This is a genomic window from Nonlabens sp. Asnod3-H03 (genome assembly GCF_045063665.1).
Classification (GTDB): Bacteria; Bacteroidota; Bacteroidia; order Flavobacteriales; family Flavobacteriaceae; genus Nonlabens; species Nonlabens ulvanivorans.
The window spans coordinates 706,871-722,172 of the sequence record NZ_JBEFOD010000008.1 but is presented as its reverse complement, the minus strand read 5'-3'; the positions used below and the strand labels follow the sequence as shown (position 1 = coordinate 722,172).

General features: G+C 33.9%; 15 protein-coding genes. 7 read left to right on the top strand and 8 right to left on the bottom strand.

Going from position 1 to position 15,302, the window contains the following annotated elements:
• Positions 1-70 precede the first annotated feature (70 nt).
• From ACJJVI_RS06525 to ACJJVI_RS06490, 8 genes are all read right to left on the bottom strand, one after another.
• Positions 71-2,509, bottom strand: coding sequence for a DUF4114 domain-containing protein (locus tag ACJJVI_RS06525; protein WP_405351089.1), 2,439 nt, complete (start codon positions 2,507-2,509; stop codon positions 71-73).
• 124 nt (positions 2,510-2,633) lie between these two features.
• Positions 2,634-3,341: a LytR/AlgR family response regulator transcription factor gene (locus tag ACJJVI_RS06520; RefSeq protein WP_405351087.1), complete on the bottom strand. Its 708-nt coding sequence runs from the start codon at positions 3,339-3,341 to the stop codon at positions 2,634-2,636.
• 10 nt (positions 3,342-3,351) lie between these two features.
• On the bottom strand, positions 3,352-3,669 hold the full coding sequence (locus ACJJVI_RS06515) for an Hpt domain-containing protein (protein ID WP_042295241.1): 318 nt from the start codon (positions 3,667-3,669) through the stop codon (positions 3,352-3,354).
• Entirely contained in the window at positions 3,669-4,721 is a 1,053-nt protein-coding gene (locus ACJJVI_RS06510) for an ATP-binding protein (RefSeq protein ID WP_042269385.1), read from the bottom strand. The genes ACJJVI_RS06515 and ACJJVI_RS06510 overlap by 1 nt, the downstream gene beginning before the upstream one ends.
• Entirely contained in the window at positions 4,721-5,854 is a 1,134-nt protein-coding gene (locus ACJJVI_RS06505; RefSeq protein ID WP_405351085.1) for an FIST signal transduction protein, read from the bottom strand. The genes ACJJVI_RS06510 and ACJJVI_RS06505 overlap by 1 nt, the downstream gene beginning before the upstream one ends.
• A 3-nt stretch (positions 5,855-5,857) precedes the next feature.
• The gene (locus tag ACJJVI_RS06500) at positions 5,858-7,837 is read right to left on the bottom strand and encodes a PAS domain S-box protein (RefSeq protein ID WP_405351084.1); all 1,980 of its coding nucleotides are present in this window, start codon (positions 7,835-7,837) and stop codon (positions 5,858-5,860) included.
• Entirely contained in the window at positions 7,837-8,376 is a 540-nt protein-coding gene (locus tag ACJJVI_RS06495; RefSeq protein WP_405351081.1) for a heme NO-binding domain-containing protein, read from the bottom strand. Before ACJJVI_RS06495 ends, ACJJVI_RS06500 begins: the two co-directional genes overlap by 1 nt.
• Before the next feature lie 5 nt (positions 8,377-8,381).
• Entirely contained in the window at positions 8,382-8,798 is a 417-nt protein-coding gene (locus tag ACJJVI_RS06490; RefSeq protein WP_036582979.1) for a response regulator, read from the bottom strand.
• 204 nt (positions 8,799-9,002) lie between these two features.
• Between ACJJVI_RS06490 and ACJJVI_RS06485 the strand changes: the two genes are divergently transcribed.
• The 7 genes from ACJJVI_RS06485 to ACJJVI_RS06455 all read left to right on the top strand — a co-directional run bounded on the left by ACJJVI_RS06485 (position 9,003) and on the right by ACJJVI_RS06455 (position 15,283).
• Positions 9,003-9,707, top strand: coding sequence for a molecular chaperone DjiA (locus ACJJVI_RS06485; protein WP_036582980.1), 705 nt, complete (start codon positions 9,003-9,005; stop codon positions 9,705-9,707).
• A 177-nt stretch (positions 9,708-9,884) separates the two neighbouring features.
• Positions 9,885-10,538, top strand: a complete 654-nt coding sequence (locus tag ACJJVI_RS06480) for a metal-dependent transcriptional regulator (RefSeq protein ID WP_042245394.1) — start codon at positions 9,885-9,887, stop codon at positions 10,536-10,538.
• On the top strand, positions 10,538-11,329 hold the full coding sequence (locus tag ACJJVI_RS06475) for a transporter (RefSeq protein ID WP_405351077.1): 792 nt from the start codon (positions 10,538-10,540) through the stop codon (positions 11,327-11,329). Before ACJJVI_RS06480 ends, ACJJVI_RS06475 begins: the two co-directional genes overlap by 1 nt.
• Positions 11,330-11,369: 40 nt before the next feature.
• Positions 11,370-12,278, top strand: a complete 909-nt coding sequence (locus ACJJVI_RS06470; RefSeq protein ID WP_405351075.1) for a metal ABC transporter solute-binding protein, Zn/Mn family — start codon at positions 11,370-11,372, stop codon at positions 12,276-12,278.
• Positions 12,278-13,015 carry a metal ABC transporter ATP-binding protein gene (locus ACJJVI_RS06465; protein ID WP_405351073.1) on the top strand — a complete coding sequence of 246 codons (738 nt, stop codon included), beginning with the start codon at positions 12,278-12,280 and terminating at the stop codon, positions 13,013-13,015. The genes ACJJVI_RS06470 and ACJJVI_RS06465 overlap by 1 nt, the downstream gene beginning before the upstream one ends.
• Before the next feature lies 1 nt (position 13,016).
• Positions 13,017-14,129 (top strand): metal ABC transporter permease, encoded by a 1,113-nt coding sequence (locus ACJJVI_RS06460; RefSeq protein ID WP_036582989.1) that lies wholly within the window; start codon positions 13,017-13,019, stop codon positions 14,127-14,129.
• On the top strand, positions 14,126-15,283 hold the full coding sequence (locus ACJJVI_RS06455; RefSeq protein ID WP_036582991.1) for a metal ABC transporter permease: 1,158 nt from the start codon (positions 14,126-14,128) through the stop codon (positions 15,281-15,283). The genes ACJJVI_RS06460 and ACJJVI_RS06455 overlap by 4 nt, the downstream gene beginning before the upstream one ends.
• Positions 15,284-15,302 lie beyond the last annotated feature (19 nt).

Genomic DNA, 15,302 nt, shown 5'->3' with positions numbered 1-15,302 from the left:
AGTTTTGATACGCTTTCGCGAAAGCGTATCAAAACAACCCTACTACTCCTACTCTTTTCTACTCTAATATTTAATTAATCAGGAATTTACCTGTGAATTTCCTACCTTGATCTGTTATCACATTAAAGTGATACAGACCTGTTTTAAGGTCAGGAGAATGGTATTGAAACTCTAAATTACCATTTGTGGTTTTAATGCTCTTATAGTCTACGGTACGACCATATAAGTCATAAACGCTAATTTCAATTACTGCGCTCTCAACCGGCAATTGAAAGGTCGTTGTGTTTGTAAATGGATTAGGCGCATTGTTAAGAGTTAACACCTCATCTTCAACATTTTCTATGGAAAGTGTAGACTGATAATCACCTAGTCTTACATCATTTAAATCGATAGAAAAAGAAATTGTATTTGAATAGTCACTAATAACCGAGAATACAATCGTCTTAATATCTGTGTGCGCAAAGGATACCCCATTAGAGTTTATAAAATCAACAAACGCAATATCATAAGTTGTACTAGAGGTGTTTGCTGGTATTGTAAATTTAAAGCGGTCACTCCATGGAATTGATGTTTCTGGTACCAAAATGATTTCTACTGGTTGATCATTTATAATGTCAAATTGTAGAGCTGTATAAGTAGATACATCTAACGTTTGCTCACCAGGTAATAAATGTCTAAATAAATTCAAGTTTCCTTTTACCGTTCCCTGAACAGATGGATTTCGTTCAATATTATGAACGTTTCCTGTCGTGCTAGGCTGTGCATTTTGAACGTTAAAACTAGAAACACTAGCATAATCAGTCAGGTAATCCATTCCCCATGGGCCGTCTGCTAGATATAAAGCATCTTGTTGTTGATTGCTTATCGATAAGGAGAATCCTATGTCAAATAAATTTCCTGTCTGAATACTTATCGTCTCATGTAAATTACCAGATAGATTAATGGATTGACTGATTGCCTGTCGTCCAGAAACTTCTGTGGTTGCAAGATCTCCATTGAAGTTAATACTAGTTGCGCCCGTTTTATTAGTTAACTCTAAATGTAACTGCCCATCCTGGTAATAGCCTGAACTTACAAAAACAGGAGGAATATTGTTTGCAACTGGTGTACTGATTACCGGTGTCGCTTGATTTAAGTTAGCTAAAATACTGTTCGTTAACGCAAATACTTGAGAATAAGAACTACCCCAAATTTGAAAATTGTAAAAGTCACCTGATGGATATTGACCTATTTCCCAAAAACTGAAAAGCTCATTTTGATTAACTCCTAATTTTACTGAAAAGCCTAGAGCATATTCTGTCTCACCAGAAGCTCTAACCAGTTTAGAGCTAATTATTTTATGGCCATTTACAGTAACTGGTCTTATATCTTCTAGTACAGAATTATTAAGTCTGTCACAAATAGCTTTAGAATGATCATAAATAGAACCTGTTGAAGCGGTCGCTAGAACCGCAGCAATTCTATTATTTTGTTCATAATAATCTACTGAAAAAACTTCGGTTGCATTCGTAACATTAACAAGGTCTTGTGGTGTTGAAACATAAGCTGTTTCAGTACCATACATACCTGTAAGTGGCAAGTAACTGTCTAATTGAGCTGTGTTAGTACCAGATTTTAATAGCACTTCTGACTGATTAAATTCAGTTTGAGTTTCTTTATTAGATATGAAGTTTCTTTTAGTTCGTTCAAAATTTCTTTTTGCAATAAGGCTAGCTAGATCACCATTACTTTCTAGACCACCTGTATTACCAGAACTTACGGTAGATGATTTGCTAATGTCTGCATAATTTGAAGTTTTAAGTGCAGTATATGGATTTGCCGTTACATAAAAGATAGCGTCATTAAAATCGTTATCACAGGATCCATAATCTCTTCTAATATCTTCGAAGCCTAGAATAATTCTTTCATTTTCTGGATCTTGCAATAGTACATTATGATACTGTAAATCTGCTTGAGCTTCTGGATTAAAGCTAGGATTAGAAAAGAGGTCCCATTGGGCAGTTCCAACTGCAGCAGTAGATGAGTTCCATGCATTTGCTAGAAGTACCCAGCCTATACCTGTTCCAGCGGGAAAAGTTCCGATTTTAACTTTATCTCCTGTTTGTAAACCACCACCACTATATAACGCTGATACATTAGGGAAGATAATAGTAATTTCTGAAGCAGTAGGTCTGGTCGTTGGTGGATTTGTAATATCATAAGTGTAGAAACCTAGCACATTTTTGTAACCAGCACCTTCACTAACAAATGTCACCCAAACATCTGCAAGGCTTTCAACGATTATGTCTGTTTCATATCCAGAAGTGATATAATGTGGATTATAAGTAGGAACTGGATATCCTTCTGGTAAGGAGTAACCTATCATATCCATCGTAGCAGTATCAACTACATCACTAGGATTTACCAGGTATTGAGGTGTTCCCATAGAATCATAAGTACCTAAGTATTGATAACTCTGACTAAGAACTATATTAGCTAAGAAAAAGACACCGAGTAATAATTTTTTCATCTTGACAATTGTTTAATTTCATGTCAAAACTAAAGGAGATTCAAGGCTGTTTTAATTTAAAACGATGAATCAAAGAGAAGTGTAGATGAGTGGTGTTATTATGAAGTTTAGTGTTTATACCACACTATAGTAAATTTAATCTTTTCATTAATATTGGGCGGTTAGATCTACTGACTGGGATGATGTCTTTTTTAATTAAAACACAGTTATCTTCTATATCAATTATCTTACTAATATTAATCACATAAGAACGATGTACTTTTAGAAAAGTATGGTCAGGTAATTTTCCCTCAATCTTTTTAAGTGTGGAATGGACTATATAATTTTTAGTTTCTGTTTTAATCATAATATAATCTCCCTTTGCTTCTACGAGATAAATGCTGGGCATATCAATCTTAATAAGACGTCTATCGATGTTTACATAAAGTACATCCTCTGTCGACTCCTTCTTAGAAGAATTTGTTTCTTTTTGAGTTGCACTTATACTATTAGAAGCCTTATTGATAGCCTTAATAAAACGATCTTCAGTAAGTGGCTTTATCAAATAATCTACAATACATTCATATTCAAACGCCTCAATTGCAAAATTAGGATCTGAGGTAGTCAAAATAACATTAGGTGGATCTTTAATCGTTTGTATGAAATCTATACCGTTAAAGCCTGGCATATGAATGTCTAGAAAAATTAAGTCTACAGTATTTTGATTCAAATATTTCATAGCATCTATCGCATTAGAGAATTCCTCTAATACGTTAAGGCCTTTCACATCACTACAATACTTTGATATAATTAGTCGAGCCGTAGCTTCATCATCTATAATAATGCATTTCATTCTTTACCTGCTATAAAGTTTTAAGATACTCTGTCATACTATCTAATATTTTTTCAAAAGATTGAGAATGATTAAAATTTTCATCAAGAATCTCATTTTCATATTGTGCAGCTAGTGCGTATCCTTTCTCAAGTCCCAAGATACTTATTTTGTGCTTTAATTTGTGAACTGCTTCAGCAATTTCTGCAAGATTTTTTGCTTTTAGAGCATTATAATAAACCTCTTTTTCTGATGGGAACTCTGTTTTAATAACAGCTAACAACCTCTCTTCAAAAGCTTTATCTCCACGACACAAACTATCAATATATGACCTATTTGGTAATTCCATTATTTCTTTGGTAAAGTAAAATAAAATGTAGTTCCTAGATTTAATTGAGATTCAACCCAAATCTCTCCTTGATATAATTCTACAACTTTTTTAACAATTGAAAGTCCTATACCAGAAGAGTTTACATTGTTTTCAAGTTTTTGAAAGACATTGAATATTTTTTCAAAATACGGCTTATCAATTCCTAATCCATTGTCTTTAATTGAAAACTGCCAATGACTGGATAATTCCTCAACATTTATTTCTATTAAACCTTTCTCTTTGTCATTGTATTTAATTGCATTATCAATTAAATTTTGAAATAATTGCTGTAGTCGGTATTTATCACCTTGTACTACAGGTAATGGATTTAATAGAACAATTTCCACATGGTCTGGAACGTATACAATACTAAGGATTGTGTCAATTAACACCTGTAAGTCTACATCGTATAACAACACCTTTGTTTTTCCAATTGTTGAATACTCTAAAATACCATTGATTAAAGTATCCATTTTTTGAACATTACTTCTTATCAACTCTAGATTATCAATGCCTTTCTTATCTAGCGTGGCTGAATAATCTTCACTGATCCATGATGCTAAAGCATCAATACTACGTAAAGGGGATTTTAAATCATGAGAAACCATATGTGCATAATCGCTCAGTTCCTGATTTTGATGTGAGAGTTCACTTAATAACTCTTCTCGTTGTTGGTTAAATGCAAGTATTTCTTTCGTTTGCCGGTCTATTAAATTAACTAGACCAAAGCTGTCGGAGGTATCATCACTTGAGCGTCCATCGTCTGTTAAATCATAACTTTTCAATGTATTAATGACATTATTAAGCTTATCAATAACTAAGGTTTGAGAATCTGCTCTTTCTTTTAATTCTTTATTTGCTTCAAAGAGTTCTTGCGAACTTATAGACATCGCTCTTTGCAACATAGCAAATTGATCATCATGTGTATTGTAAGAACTATTAATCGCGTCAAAGAAAAGTTTAAAATCTGGGTGTTGGGCTAACTCTTCACCTAGATACTTCCTAATTTGACGTTTAAGTAAAGAGTTCATTATTCGCTTAATAAAGTAATCGTCATGGTCTGATTATGTAATTGACATTTCATTTCTTCATGAAAAGGAGCAATCTCTCCATAAGAGTAAAATCCAGAAATCACAACATCTTGACCTAATACATTGCGCACTTCTTCAATCTCTTCCTCTACCCTTTGATCAAGAACTAATTTTCTACCAATACAACTTACTAAAAGCGCTAATTGAGAAGTGTTTTCTCTAACATCATCTGCCTGCCTAGCAGCTCTTTCTGCCGCATTTGCTATTTGATCGACGTTAGTCATCATTAATTGAACTTTAGAGTTTTCAGGAATATCACCAGCTAAAACCATGGCATTGTCATCTTCTTCTATATTCAAAATCGATCTAACTATAGATTGATTTTGATTTTCAATTTTCACATTGAGAGGATATAGTAAAGCTGCTCCTGGGAGTTCTTTTGATTTTTCTCCTAAATATTTTTTATATAAATCTAGCGCAGGCATATCATCTAACTCGTATAGTATATTGCCTTTAGATTTAGTAACAATTCTTTCTGGCCCAAATGGAATCCATCCACCATGTATAGAGAATGTGGCTTCAAAACTTTCTCCATAAAACCCTATGGCCACTATTTCTCCTGATTTTGGATTACAGTTATATCCACAAATCGTTTTTTCAAATCTAGCATCATCTGCACATAAGCCACCTGTAATCAATAAGTCATCTCCATGAACAGAATTCATTCCTAATGTAAGTTGAGTTCCATTAATGAAACTTCCTTCAGATATAATAAAAACATGTTTTAAATCTTTTGCATCAAATTGTTCTATAAGATGTTTTCCTGTTTTAAAACTGTCTTTTTGCTCATTGAGCACATTTGCCGTTTTAATCGAGAAACGAGTTTTCTCGAACTCAATAGCAGTTATAGAGATTGATTCATCATTAACATTATCATCCATGATATCACCGCTAGTAGAACCAAGTACGATATGAGCATCAGGATACATCGATTGTACTTCTTCAAATATAGTAGGTGATTCTAGTAGGAATCTATTTCCAAAAGCTAACACCAAAGGATTGTTTAAAGTCTTTTGATCACCTATATTTTTCCAAGGTTGATTTTTTAATTTTAAATGCTGATTAATAATCATTTGTTATTTTTTTAATGTGAAAAAGAATGTTGTTCCTTCTCCAACCTTACTTTCTAACCAAATTTTACCTTGATGTAAATCGACAATTTTCTTAACAATTGACAACCCTATACCTGTTGAATCTTTGTTTTTATTTAAAGCGTGAAATATTTTGAATATTTTATCATGGAATGCTGGGTCAATACCTATACCATTATCTTTAATCCTAAATTTATAATGAGTAGTAAGCTCCTCAAAACTTACCTCAATAAGACCTTTATCCTTATCAATAAATTTAACGGCATTACTTAATAAATTTTGAAAAAGTTGATTAATCTTAGTTCTATCTCCATTAATTTCTGGTAGCTCACCATTCAATTTGATTTCAATATGACTGGGCACATAAATCACTTTAATTAAATCAATTAATAATTCATTACAATTAATTTTAGTAAACTCTTTATTAGTTGAATTGAGACTAGAGTAATCTAGAATATCTCCGATAAGCTGTTCCATTTTCTCTAAAGTTTCTTCTATTAGAGAAATATTTGTTAGGCTAGTATCATCATATTTATCAAGATTATCCTCCTTTAACCAGTTCACTAGGGCATATATACTACGTAATGGACTCTTTAAATCATGAGATACGATATGAGCGTACTCATGTAACTCATCATTACTCCTTGCTAATTGTTTGAGTAACAACTCTTTCTGAATCTCTAAACTTTTTAAATCTGTTATGTCTAAGTGAATCCCTATAGAGCCAGTCACATTACCTTCAATATCATAGTTGGGAGCACCACTAATCAACCAGTGGCGTTCTTCATTATTTTTAATTCTTACAGCAATCTCATAAGAACTAGATTCTCCTTTAATTCTTTTTCTAGTTTGCTCTTTAAAAACATGGATATTTTCTTCTTCTAGAAAAAGAGATGACGCTTTTTTTCCTAATACTTCCTCCTCAGAATAGCCACTCATCTCAGTAAAACTTTGATTGACCATCAAAATACTCTCATTAGTATCTACCTCTACCAGCCCTAAATTCATATTAGCAATAATGCTACTATACTTTTGCTTTTGAGTCTCTAGACTTTTACGGTATGAACGTTTTAAAGTAACATCTTTATAAGACCATAGATGTCCTTTATAAGAACCACTCTCAATAATTGGAATAAAATCCCTTTCAAGAATCCTACCGTTCACCATAATCAACTCATCACCGGTCACCATTTCCTTTCTACTCAACACTTCATCAACCCTTTTAATAAAACCCTGAGAATTAACAAATAACTCCTTTGAATTTTCAGCTGCTTCAGAACAGTCAATACCAACCATTTGCTCTGGTGTCATAGGAATCTCAAAAAACTCACAAAATCTATTATTTGTTAAAACGATCTTGCGATTTTCGTCTTCTAATAAAACAGCATTTTCAAGATTTAAAATTAATGTAGAAAGTCTGTTTTCAGACTCAATGAGTCTCTTCTCATCTTCATTGCTTTTGGTAATATCACGTACAATACCTTGAGCCGCCTTAGCTTTACCTTGAGCATCGTAAATGATGCTACAGTTAATATGAACTAGTTTTGTTTGATTATTTTTGGTTCTTATTTTAACGTGTACATCTGTTAAGGAGCCATGTTTTATCAATTCTTGAAAACTGGCCATCACGTTATCATACTCTGTAGGATGAATAAGATTCATGATGTTAATGGACTCTTTTTCAAAGTCTGCTTCAAGTAATCCTATTGCAGGCTCATTCATCTTTAACACATTACCTATCAAGTCAGTAACCACATAAGCATCAACAATATTTTCAAAAACACCGTTTAATTCTGATGTTTTTTCATCTATTAATGATTCTAATTGCTGGTTGGAGTGCTGTAACTTTTGAGTAAGCTCATATAATTCTGCTGCCTTTTGTTCCAGGATTTTTTCAGCCTGTTTACGAGCAGCTTTTTCCCTATCGAGCGCACGTTTTAATATTTCGACATCAGAACTACTCATTAAGTTTTATGGATAGTAAATTTCACTTCAGTTCCATCTTCCTTAATTTTCTCTATTTGAATGTTAGAAGTCATTTCAAAGTGTGCAAATGTTCTATTCATTAATCCCAAACCAAAATGATGCATTGCTCGGCTAGACTTATAAATCATAACAAGATGTTGATCAGATTTTTCAAGAACCTCAAATGTTGGTAATTCGGCATCTGGATATATCTTTCTTACCTCTATATGAATATGATTTTCTATAGAAGAAAGCATCTCAATAGGATCTTTATAAGTAGCTAAAAGTCCAGGATAACTATTTTCAATTACATTAAAAAAATGTTCTCCATAAGCTAGCAGTAATTGATCAATACTTAATCCAGTATTTGCACTCAAATTCTGGATGAGTTGCAGCATCTCAGCAAAGCTATACGTACCTATAGACGTGTAGACACCATTAGAAGGCAGCTGTGATTGTTCAATAATTTGATCAACCATCCCTAACCCAAATTTCTCTTCAACAAGATCAAGAAACTCTGTAAAAACTATTCCTTTCATATTACTTAGGCAATAAATAATTCATTAATACTCCAGTATGACATTAATCTAGAGATCTTCTCTACATACTCTTCATACTTCAAAGGCTTCAATACATATCCAGCAATACCTAAATTATAACAAGCTAGTAAATCTCTCTGATTATTTGACGTTGTTAAGATAATTGTTGGTATATATTTTAACCTATCATCCTTTTTTAGGATAGATAGAAATTCTATCCCGTTGATTTTAGGCATGTTTAAATCTAGCAAAATTATATCAGGAAGCTGATCTTTTTTTTCTAAAATTGATAAGGCCGTCTCCCCATTATTAGCTTCAACAATACTATGTTTCTCATTTAAAGTTGATAACGCTCTATGCATTTTCATTACTTCAATAGTATCATCTTCAATGAGTAAAACCTTTAATCTACGTGCTTTCATGTCTCTTAATATAATAGCAAATTAATGTGAATAATAAATTTGCTCAGATTATATCGATGACTCCACATGTATCTATCGATGGATGACGTTTAAGTGTCGACGAATGGAAAGCCTTTAAAGTCAACTTGTCATATCTCACAATTGGCACAAGGATTGACTACAAAGTAAATACAAATTCATATTTTTCACCGCTCAACTCAGTTAATGTCATTTTTAGGTTATATAGTTCTTTTCTTTGTTTTACGATTATTGTTTAATGCCTTTACCTCTAGTAATAGCTCACAAAGAAATGCAAATCCATATCGAGGTCAGAGACAATCTGTAAGCCCACAAGATTTTGAATTACATTTATTATCACTTACCTCTATAGTTATAAAGGCAGATGGACAGGTAAGCGACAGTGAATTAAGATATGTGCGCAATTATTTCATACAGAGCTATGGAGAGCAGCGTGCCTCTCAGATTTTTAGAGTATTTAATGAAGTCGTTAAAAAGCGAGAGTTAAACGCAGCTCGAATTTGTCAATTTTTAAATGCCCGTACGAGAATTGAATCACGTATTCAAATCCTTCATTTTCTTTTTGGCATTGCTCAGGCAGACGGTAACATAAGTGACTCAGAACTAAGAGTTCTAGAACAAATAGCAGGCTATCTTAGGTTAACACAACGTGACTTCATATCTATTAAAGCTATGTTTGTTAAAGATAGAGATAACGCATATAAGATTCTCGAGATTGATAAAAGTGTACCAGATCACGAAGTTAAAAAAGCGTACCGCACCATGGCCAAAAGATATCATCCAGATAAATTAATGGATATGGATGAAGCCTACCGTAAAGGTGCCGAAGAAAAATTCCGCAAAGTACAAGAAGCTTATGAAACCGTTCGTAAAGAGCGCGGTATGGCATAACGACCATCCATCACATCTCTAATTCAATTCCTGTTGAACGATTTATAAGACATACTATCTTATAAACTCTTCTATTATAAATTCTATTATGGTATTCATCGATTCATAATAATTACATTTTTAGACAAGGCTAAAATTTAATTTACTCTTAACAAATAAATACTTTACCTTTGCCTTATGCATTCGGTCTCAGAAGAAAATTATATTAAAACGATTTATCACCTTCAAGATGGTAAAAATCTAGTTTCCACTAACGATATTGCTGGTGGAATGAATACAAAAGCATCATCAGTTACTGATATGCTTAAGAAATTAGCAGATAAAAATCTAGCAGAGTATATCCCTTATAAAGGAACCAGACTAACACAGAATGGTATCAACTGTGCGACCCAAATCATCAGAAAACACAGATTATGGGAAGTATTTTTGGTTGAAAAACTTGATTTTTCCTGGGATGAAGTGCATGAAGTGGCAGAACAATTAGAACATATCCAGTCTCGCAAACTTATAGATGAGCTAGATAAACTTCTAGAATACCCTAAATATGATCCTCATGGAGATCCCATTCCAGACGCTCAAGGTAATTATGAAAAGACAGCAAAAACCGCTATTTCAAAATTAGAAAAAGGCCAATCAGGTGTTCTCGCTGGTGTGCATGACACCTCGACCCGTTTTTTACAATACTTAGATAAACATCAAATTGAATTAGGTACTCAAATTCAGCTTCTAGAATTAGAGGCCTTTGATGGATCATGTCTTATCAAGACAGATTTAAAAGAGTTACATATCTCAAAAACAATTGCAGACAACCTTTATTTAAAAGTTTTATGATGAAAAAAGTTTTACTATTTATCAATCTATTAATAATCGCCGTAACAACTGCACAAACCAGTGATGACAATCAGGATGCCCTTATAACAGACAGACCAGATGTCACAGAATCTCCATTTACAGTTGGTAAAGGCAATTTTCAAATAGAAACTGGTGCCACGTTTGTAGATAATAGCGAAAATGGATTAAAAATTACAGAGACCGTTTATAATACCACACTTTTAAGATATGGGCTCTCAAATAATTTTGAATTACGTTTAGGCTGGGATTTTTTAAATTCAAACACAAAGGATGGATCACAAGAGCTTTTTGACGTTACGGGCTTTAATCCTCTTTTAATCGGTGCAAAAATTGAAATTACAGAAGAAAAAGATTGGATACCACAAATAGGTTTATTAACCCATTTACGTCTTCCTTTCACGGCGGTAAGCGAGTTTAAACCAGAAGACACAGGCATGGAGTTTATTTTTGCGTTTAATCATACATTAACAAATCAGTCTGGACTAGGTTACAATCTAGGAACTCGTATAGGCGATAATCGTTCACTAGAATATATTTATAGTGTATCATATGGACATTCTATTACAGATAAAATAGGCGTTTATGGAGAACTTTATGGAGATTTCCCAGAAGAAGGCAAATCTGCACATCTATGGGACGCAGGAATAACATATTTGGTCAACAACAACTTCCAGCTCGATGCCACAGTAGGAACTGGTTTTCAAGACAGTAATACTCAACAAGATTTATTATTCAGTATTGGCTTGAGTTATAGAATCTTAAAAAAGTAAAAATCACGCTTTCGCGAAAGCGTAATCACAATACACAATTATGAAAAACACTTTTTACATACTACTATCCATACTGCTTATAAGCTGTGGAACACAAAAGGAAGATAATGGTAAATTAAAAGTCGTTACCACCACAACAATGATTACAGATCTAGTAGAAAATATAGGTGGTGATCTAATCGAGGTTGAAGGTATGATGGGTAGCGGTGTAGATCCTCATCTTTATAAACCTAGTGAAGGTGACATGACCAAACTAGCAAATGCAGATATTATTTTTTACAATGGGCTGCATCTAGAAGGCAAGCTAGTAGATGTATTTGAAAAAATGAATGCACGCGGTAAAGCTACTATAGCTATCAGTAATGCACTAGATAAGTCAACTCTTATAGGTAGTGATTATTTTGCTAGTAATTATGATCCACACATCTGGTTTGACATCAATTACTGGACACAAATGAGTCATTATGTAACTGAAACATTAGTTAAAAAGAATCCAGAAAACAAAGTTGCCTTTGAAAAAAACAGGGATTTATATCTTGAAAAAATTTCTGCTCTTAAAACAGAACTAAGCGATAAAATTAATGAGTTACAACAAGAGAAGCGTATTCTAGTTACAGCACATGATGCTTTCAATTATTATGGTCGTTCTTTTAAATTTGAGGTGGTAGGTCTACAAGGGCTTTCTACGGCTACAGAAGCTGGAGTAAAAGACGTGCAACGCATTACAAAATTTATCATTGAACATAAAATTAAAGCTGTTTTTGTTGAAAGTAGTGTGCCACGACGCACTGTAGAAGCTTTACAAGCTGCTGTTAGAGCACAAAATCATGAAGTTCAAATAGGTGGAGAGCTTTTTAGTGATGCCTTAGGTAGCGCAGGTACTGAAGAAGGTACCTATATAGGAATGTATAGACATAATGTCAACACCATCGTTAATGCACTTAAATAATGAAAACTAAAATAGCTGTAGCTGTAGATGATTTAACGGTCGCTTATAATTATAAGCCAGTATTATGGGATATAGATTTATCTATTCCTGAAGGAGTTTTAATGGCTATAGTCGGTCCTAATGGTGCAGGAAAATCTACCTTAATAAAATCTATATTAGGAATTATAGACCCTATCGCGGGATCTGTTGCAATCTATGGTAAACCCTATACAAAGCAACGTGATAAAGTAGCATATGTACCACAAAAAGGTAGTGTAGACTGGGATTTCCCAACTACCGCACTAGATGTGGTTATGATGGGTACTTATGGCTCATTGGGATGGATTAAAAGACCTGGTGCAAAGGAAAAGAAACTATCTCTAGAAGCTCTTGAAAAAGTAGGTATGCTTGCCTTTAAAAGCAGACAGATAAGCCAGCTTTCCGGAGGACAACAACAACGTATTTTTTTAGCTCGTGCATTAGTTCAAAATGCTGCTATCTATTTTATGGACGAACCTTTTCAAGGTGTAGATGCGACAACAGAAATTGCTATTATTAATATTTTAAAAGAACTGCGTAAAGCTGGTAAAACAGTTATAGTCGTTCATCACGATTTACAGACAGTACCCGAATATTTTGATTGGGTAACCTTTTTAAATGTGAAACATATCGCAACAGGTCCTGTAAAGGATATTTTTAATGATGACAACCTGACTAAAACCTATGGTATTAATTATAAAGTAGCGGTTCAACAATAATATGGACATCACCCAATACTTTACCGACTATACTTTGCGTACGATTACGTTAGGAACTGCAGTTCTAGGCGCTATATGCGGTATGCTAGGAAGCTTTGCTGTATTGCGCAAGCAAAGCCTATTAGGAGATGCCATTTCACATGCTGCATTACCAGGTATAGCGGTTGCTTTTTTGATTACTGGCGCAAAAGATTCTAATGTTTTACTATTAGGTGCTTTAGTAAGTGGCCTAATAGGCGTTTTCTGGATACGAGGCATTACCACTAAGACTCATTTAAAAACTGATACCGCTTTGGGACTTATCTTAAGCTTGTTCTTTGGTTTTGGAATGTTATTGTTAACCTATATTCAAAAACAGCCTAATGCAAATCAAGCAGGATTAGATAAATATCTTTTTGGTCAAGCAGCAACCTTAGTAGAAAGTGATGTATTATTAATGGTCATAGTTACTGGGATTAGCCTCTTAGTGATGCTATTATTCTGGAAAGAATTTAAGCTACTATTATTTGACAAAAACTATGCAATGACTTTAGGGTTTAATACTAAATTCATTGATGGCTTGATAAGCTTTTTTATCGTTCTCGCTATTGTAATAGGACTACAAACGGTTGGAGTTGTTTTAATGAGTGCAATGTTACTCGCACCTGCTGCCGCTGCAAGACAATGGACCAATAGCCTGAGTACTATGGTCATCCTTGCAGCTATATTTGGCGCTTTTTCTGGTGTATTTGGTACTGCTATCAGTGCAAGTCAAAACAATTTATCTACAGGTCCGGTAATCGTATTAGTAGCAGCCATATTTGTTATAGTTTCCTTCTTATTTTCTCCAGAAAGAGGTATCATTTTTAAACAAATTAGGTTGATCAAAAACAGACGTGATCTTCAGCTCAAGAAAACACTGTACTTTATGTATGATATTGTGCGCGATCATGATGATATATCACGACCGCACGCCATTAGGATTTTAAATAGCTTTCAAGGGTTTACTAAAAAAACACTGTCTAAATTAGAAGAGAAAAACTGGATTACTATTCAAGGCCAAAACTGGTCCATGACTGAAGACGGTTTTGAGACTGCAGCAAATTTATACAACAATAATCTACCAGAGTCATGAGTCCTATGATTGACATACAGCTTATAGCTGCCGTAACTGCTGCTGCCTGTGCTATTCCAGGTGTTTTTCTTGTGTTGCGCAAGATGGCATTAATAAGTGATGCCATTAGTCATTCTATTTTACCAGGAATTGTAATTGGGTTTTTTATAACTCATGACCTAGCATCTCCATGGTTAATTATTTTTGCCGCTTTTAGTGGTATCATCACTGTAGTTCTCGTAGAGCTAATTCAAAAAACAGGTCTCGTTAAAGAAGATACCGCAATAGGATTAGTTTTTCCAGCACTGTTTAGTATAGGTGTTATATTAATTGCCCAGAATGCAAACGATGTGCATCTAGATGTAGACGCTGTCTTATTAGGTGATCTGGTTTATGCACCATTTGATAGACTTATTATCGATAATGCCGATTTTGGACCTAAAGGATTATGGACTATTTCAGTGATTCTAGTGATTACACTTGTATTATTGTTCGCCTTCTATAAAGAATTAAAAATAAGCACATTTGATGTTGGTTTATCTAGTGCCTTAGGGTTCTCACCTGTTATTTTACATTACGGGTTAATGAGTGTTGCCTCTGTAACTACAGTAGCAGCTTTTGACGCCGTAGGTGCCATTCTTGTAGTTGCAATGATGATAACTCCAGCAGCTGCGGCATATCTTCTAACGACTGACTTGCGTAAAATGCTAATACTTTCAGTTCTTTTTGGAGTAGGAAGTGCGATAGGTGGATACTGGTTTGCGCGCTGGCTAGACGCTTCTATTTCAGGTTCTATTACAACGGTATTAGGGCTTTTATTTTTACTAATATATCTATTTGCACCTAGTAAAGGATTAATTGCAGTACTGTTTAGACAAAGTAGGCAACGTATAGAGGTTTCATTACTTACTTTTTTATTACACCTGAACAATCACGATAGTGAAAACGAGCGACGTGTAGCACATCTTCAAGAACATATCAACTGGCGTAAAGTAAAGGCAAATTCTGTGTTGCAACTTGCCGAAAAGAACAATATGATTACCATCGATAATCAAATTGTTTCTCTCACAGATAAAGGATTAGAATTTACGGAAAAAGCACTCGACTACATCATCACCAATAAGGATGAAAAAATTGAGGATATGAAAGACGACTTTTTCTTATTTAGAGGATAAATCCAACTTATTTAAAGAT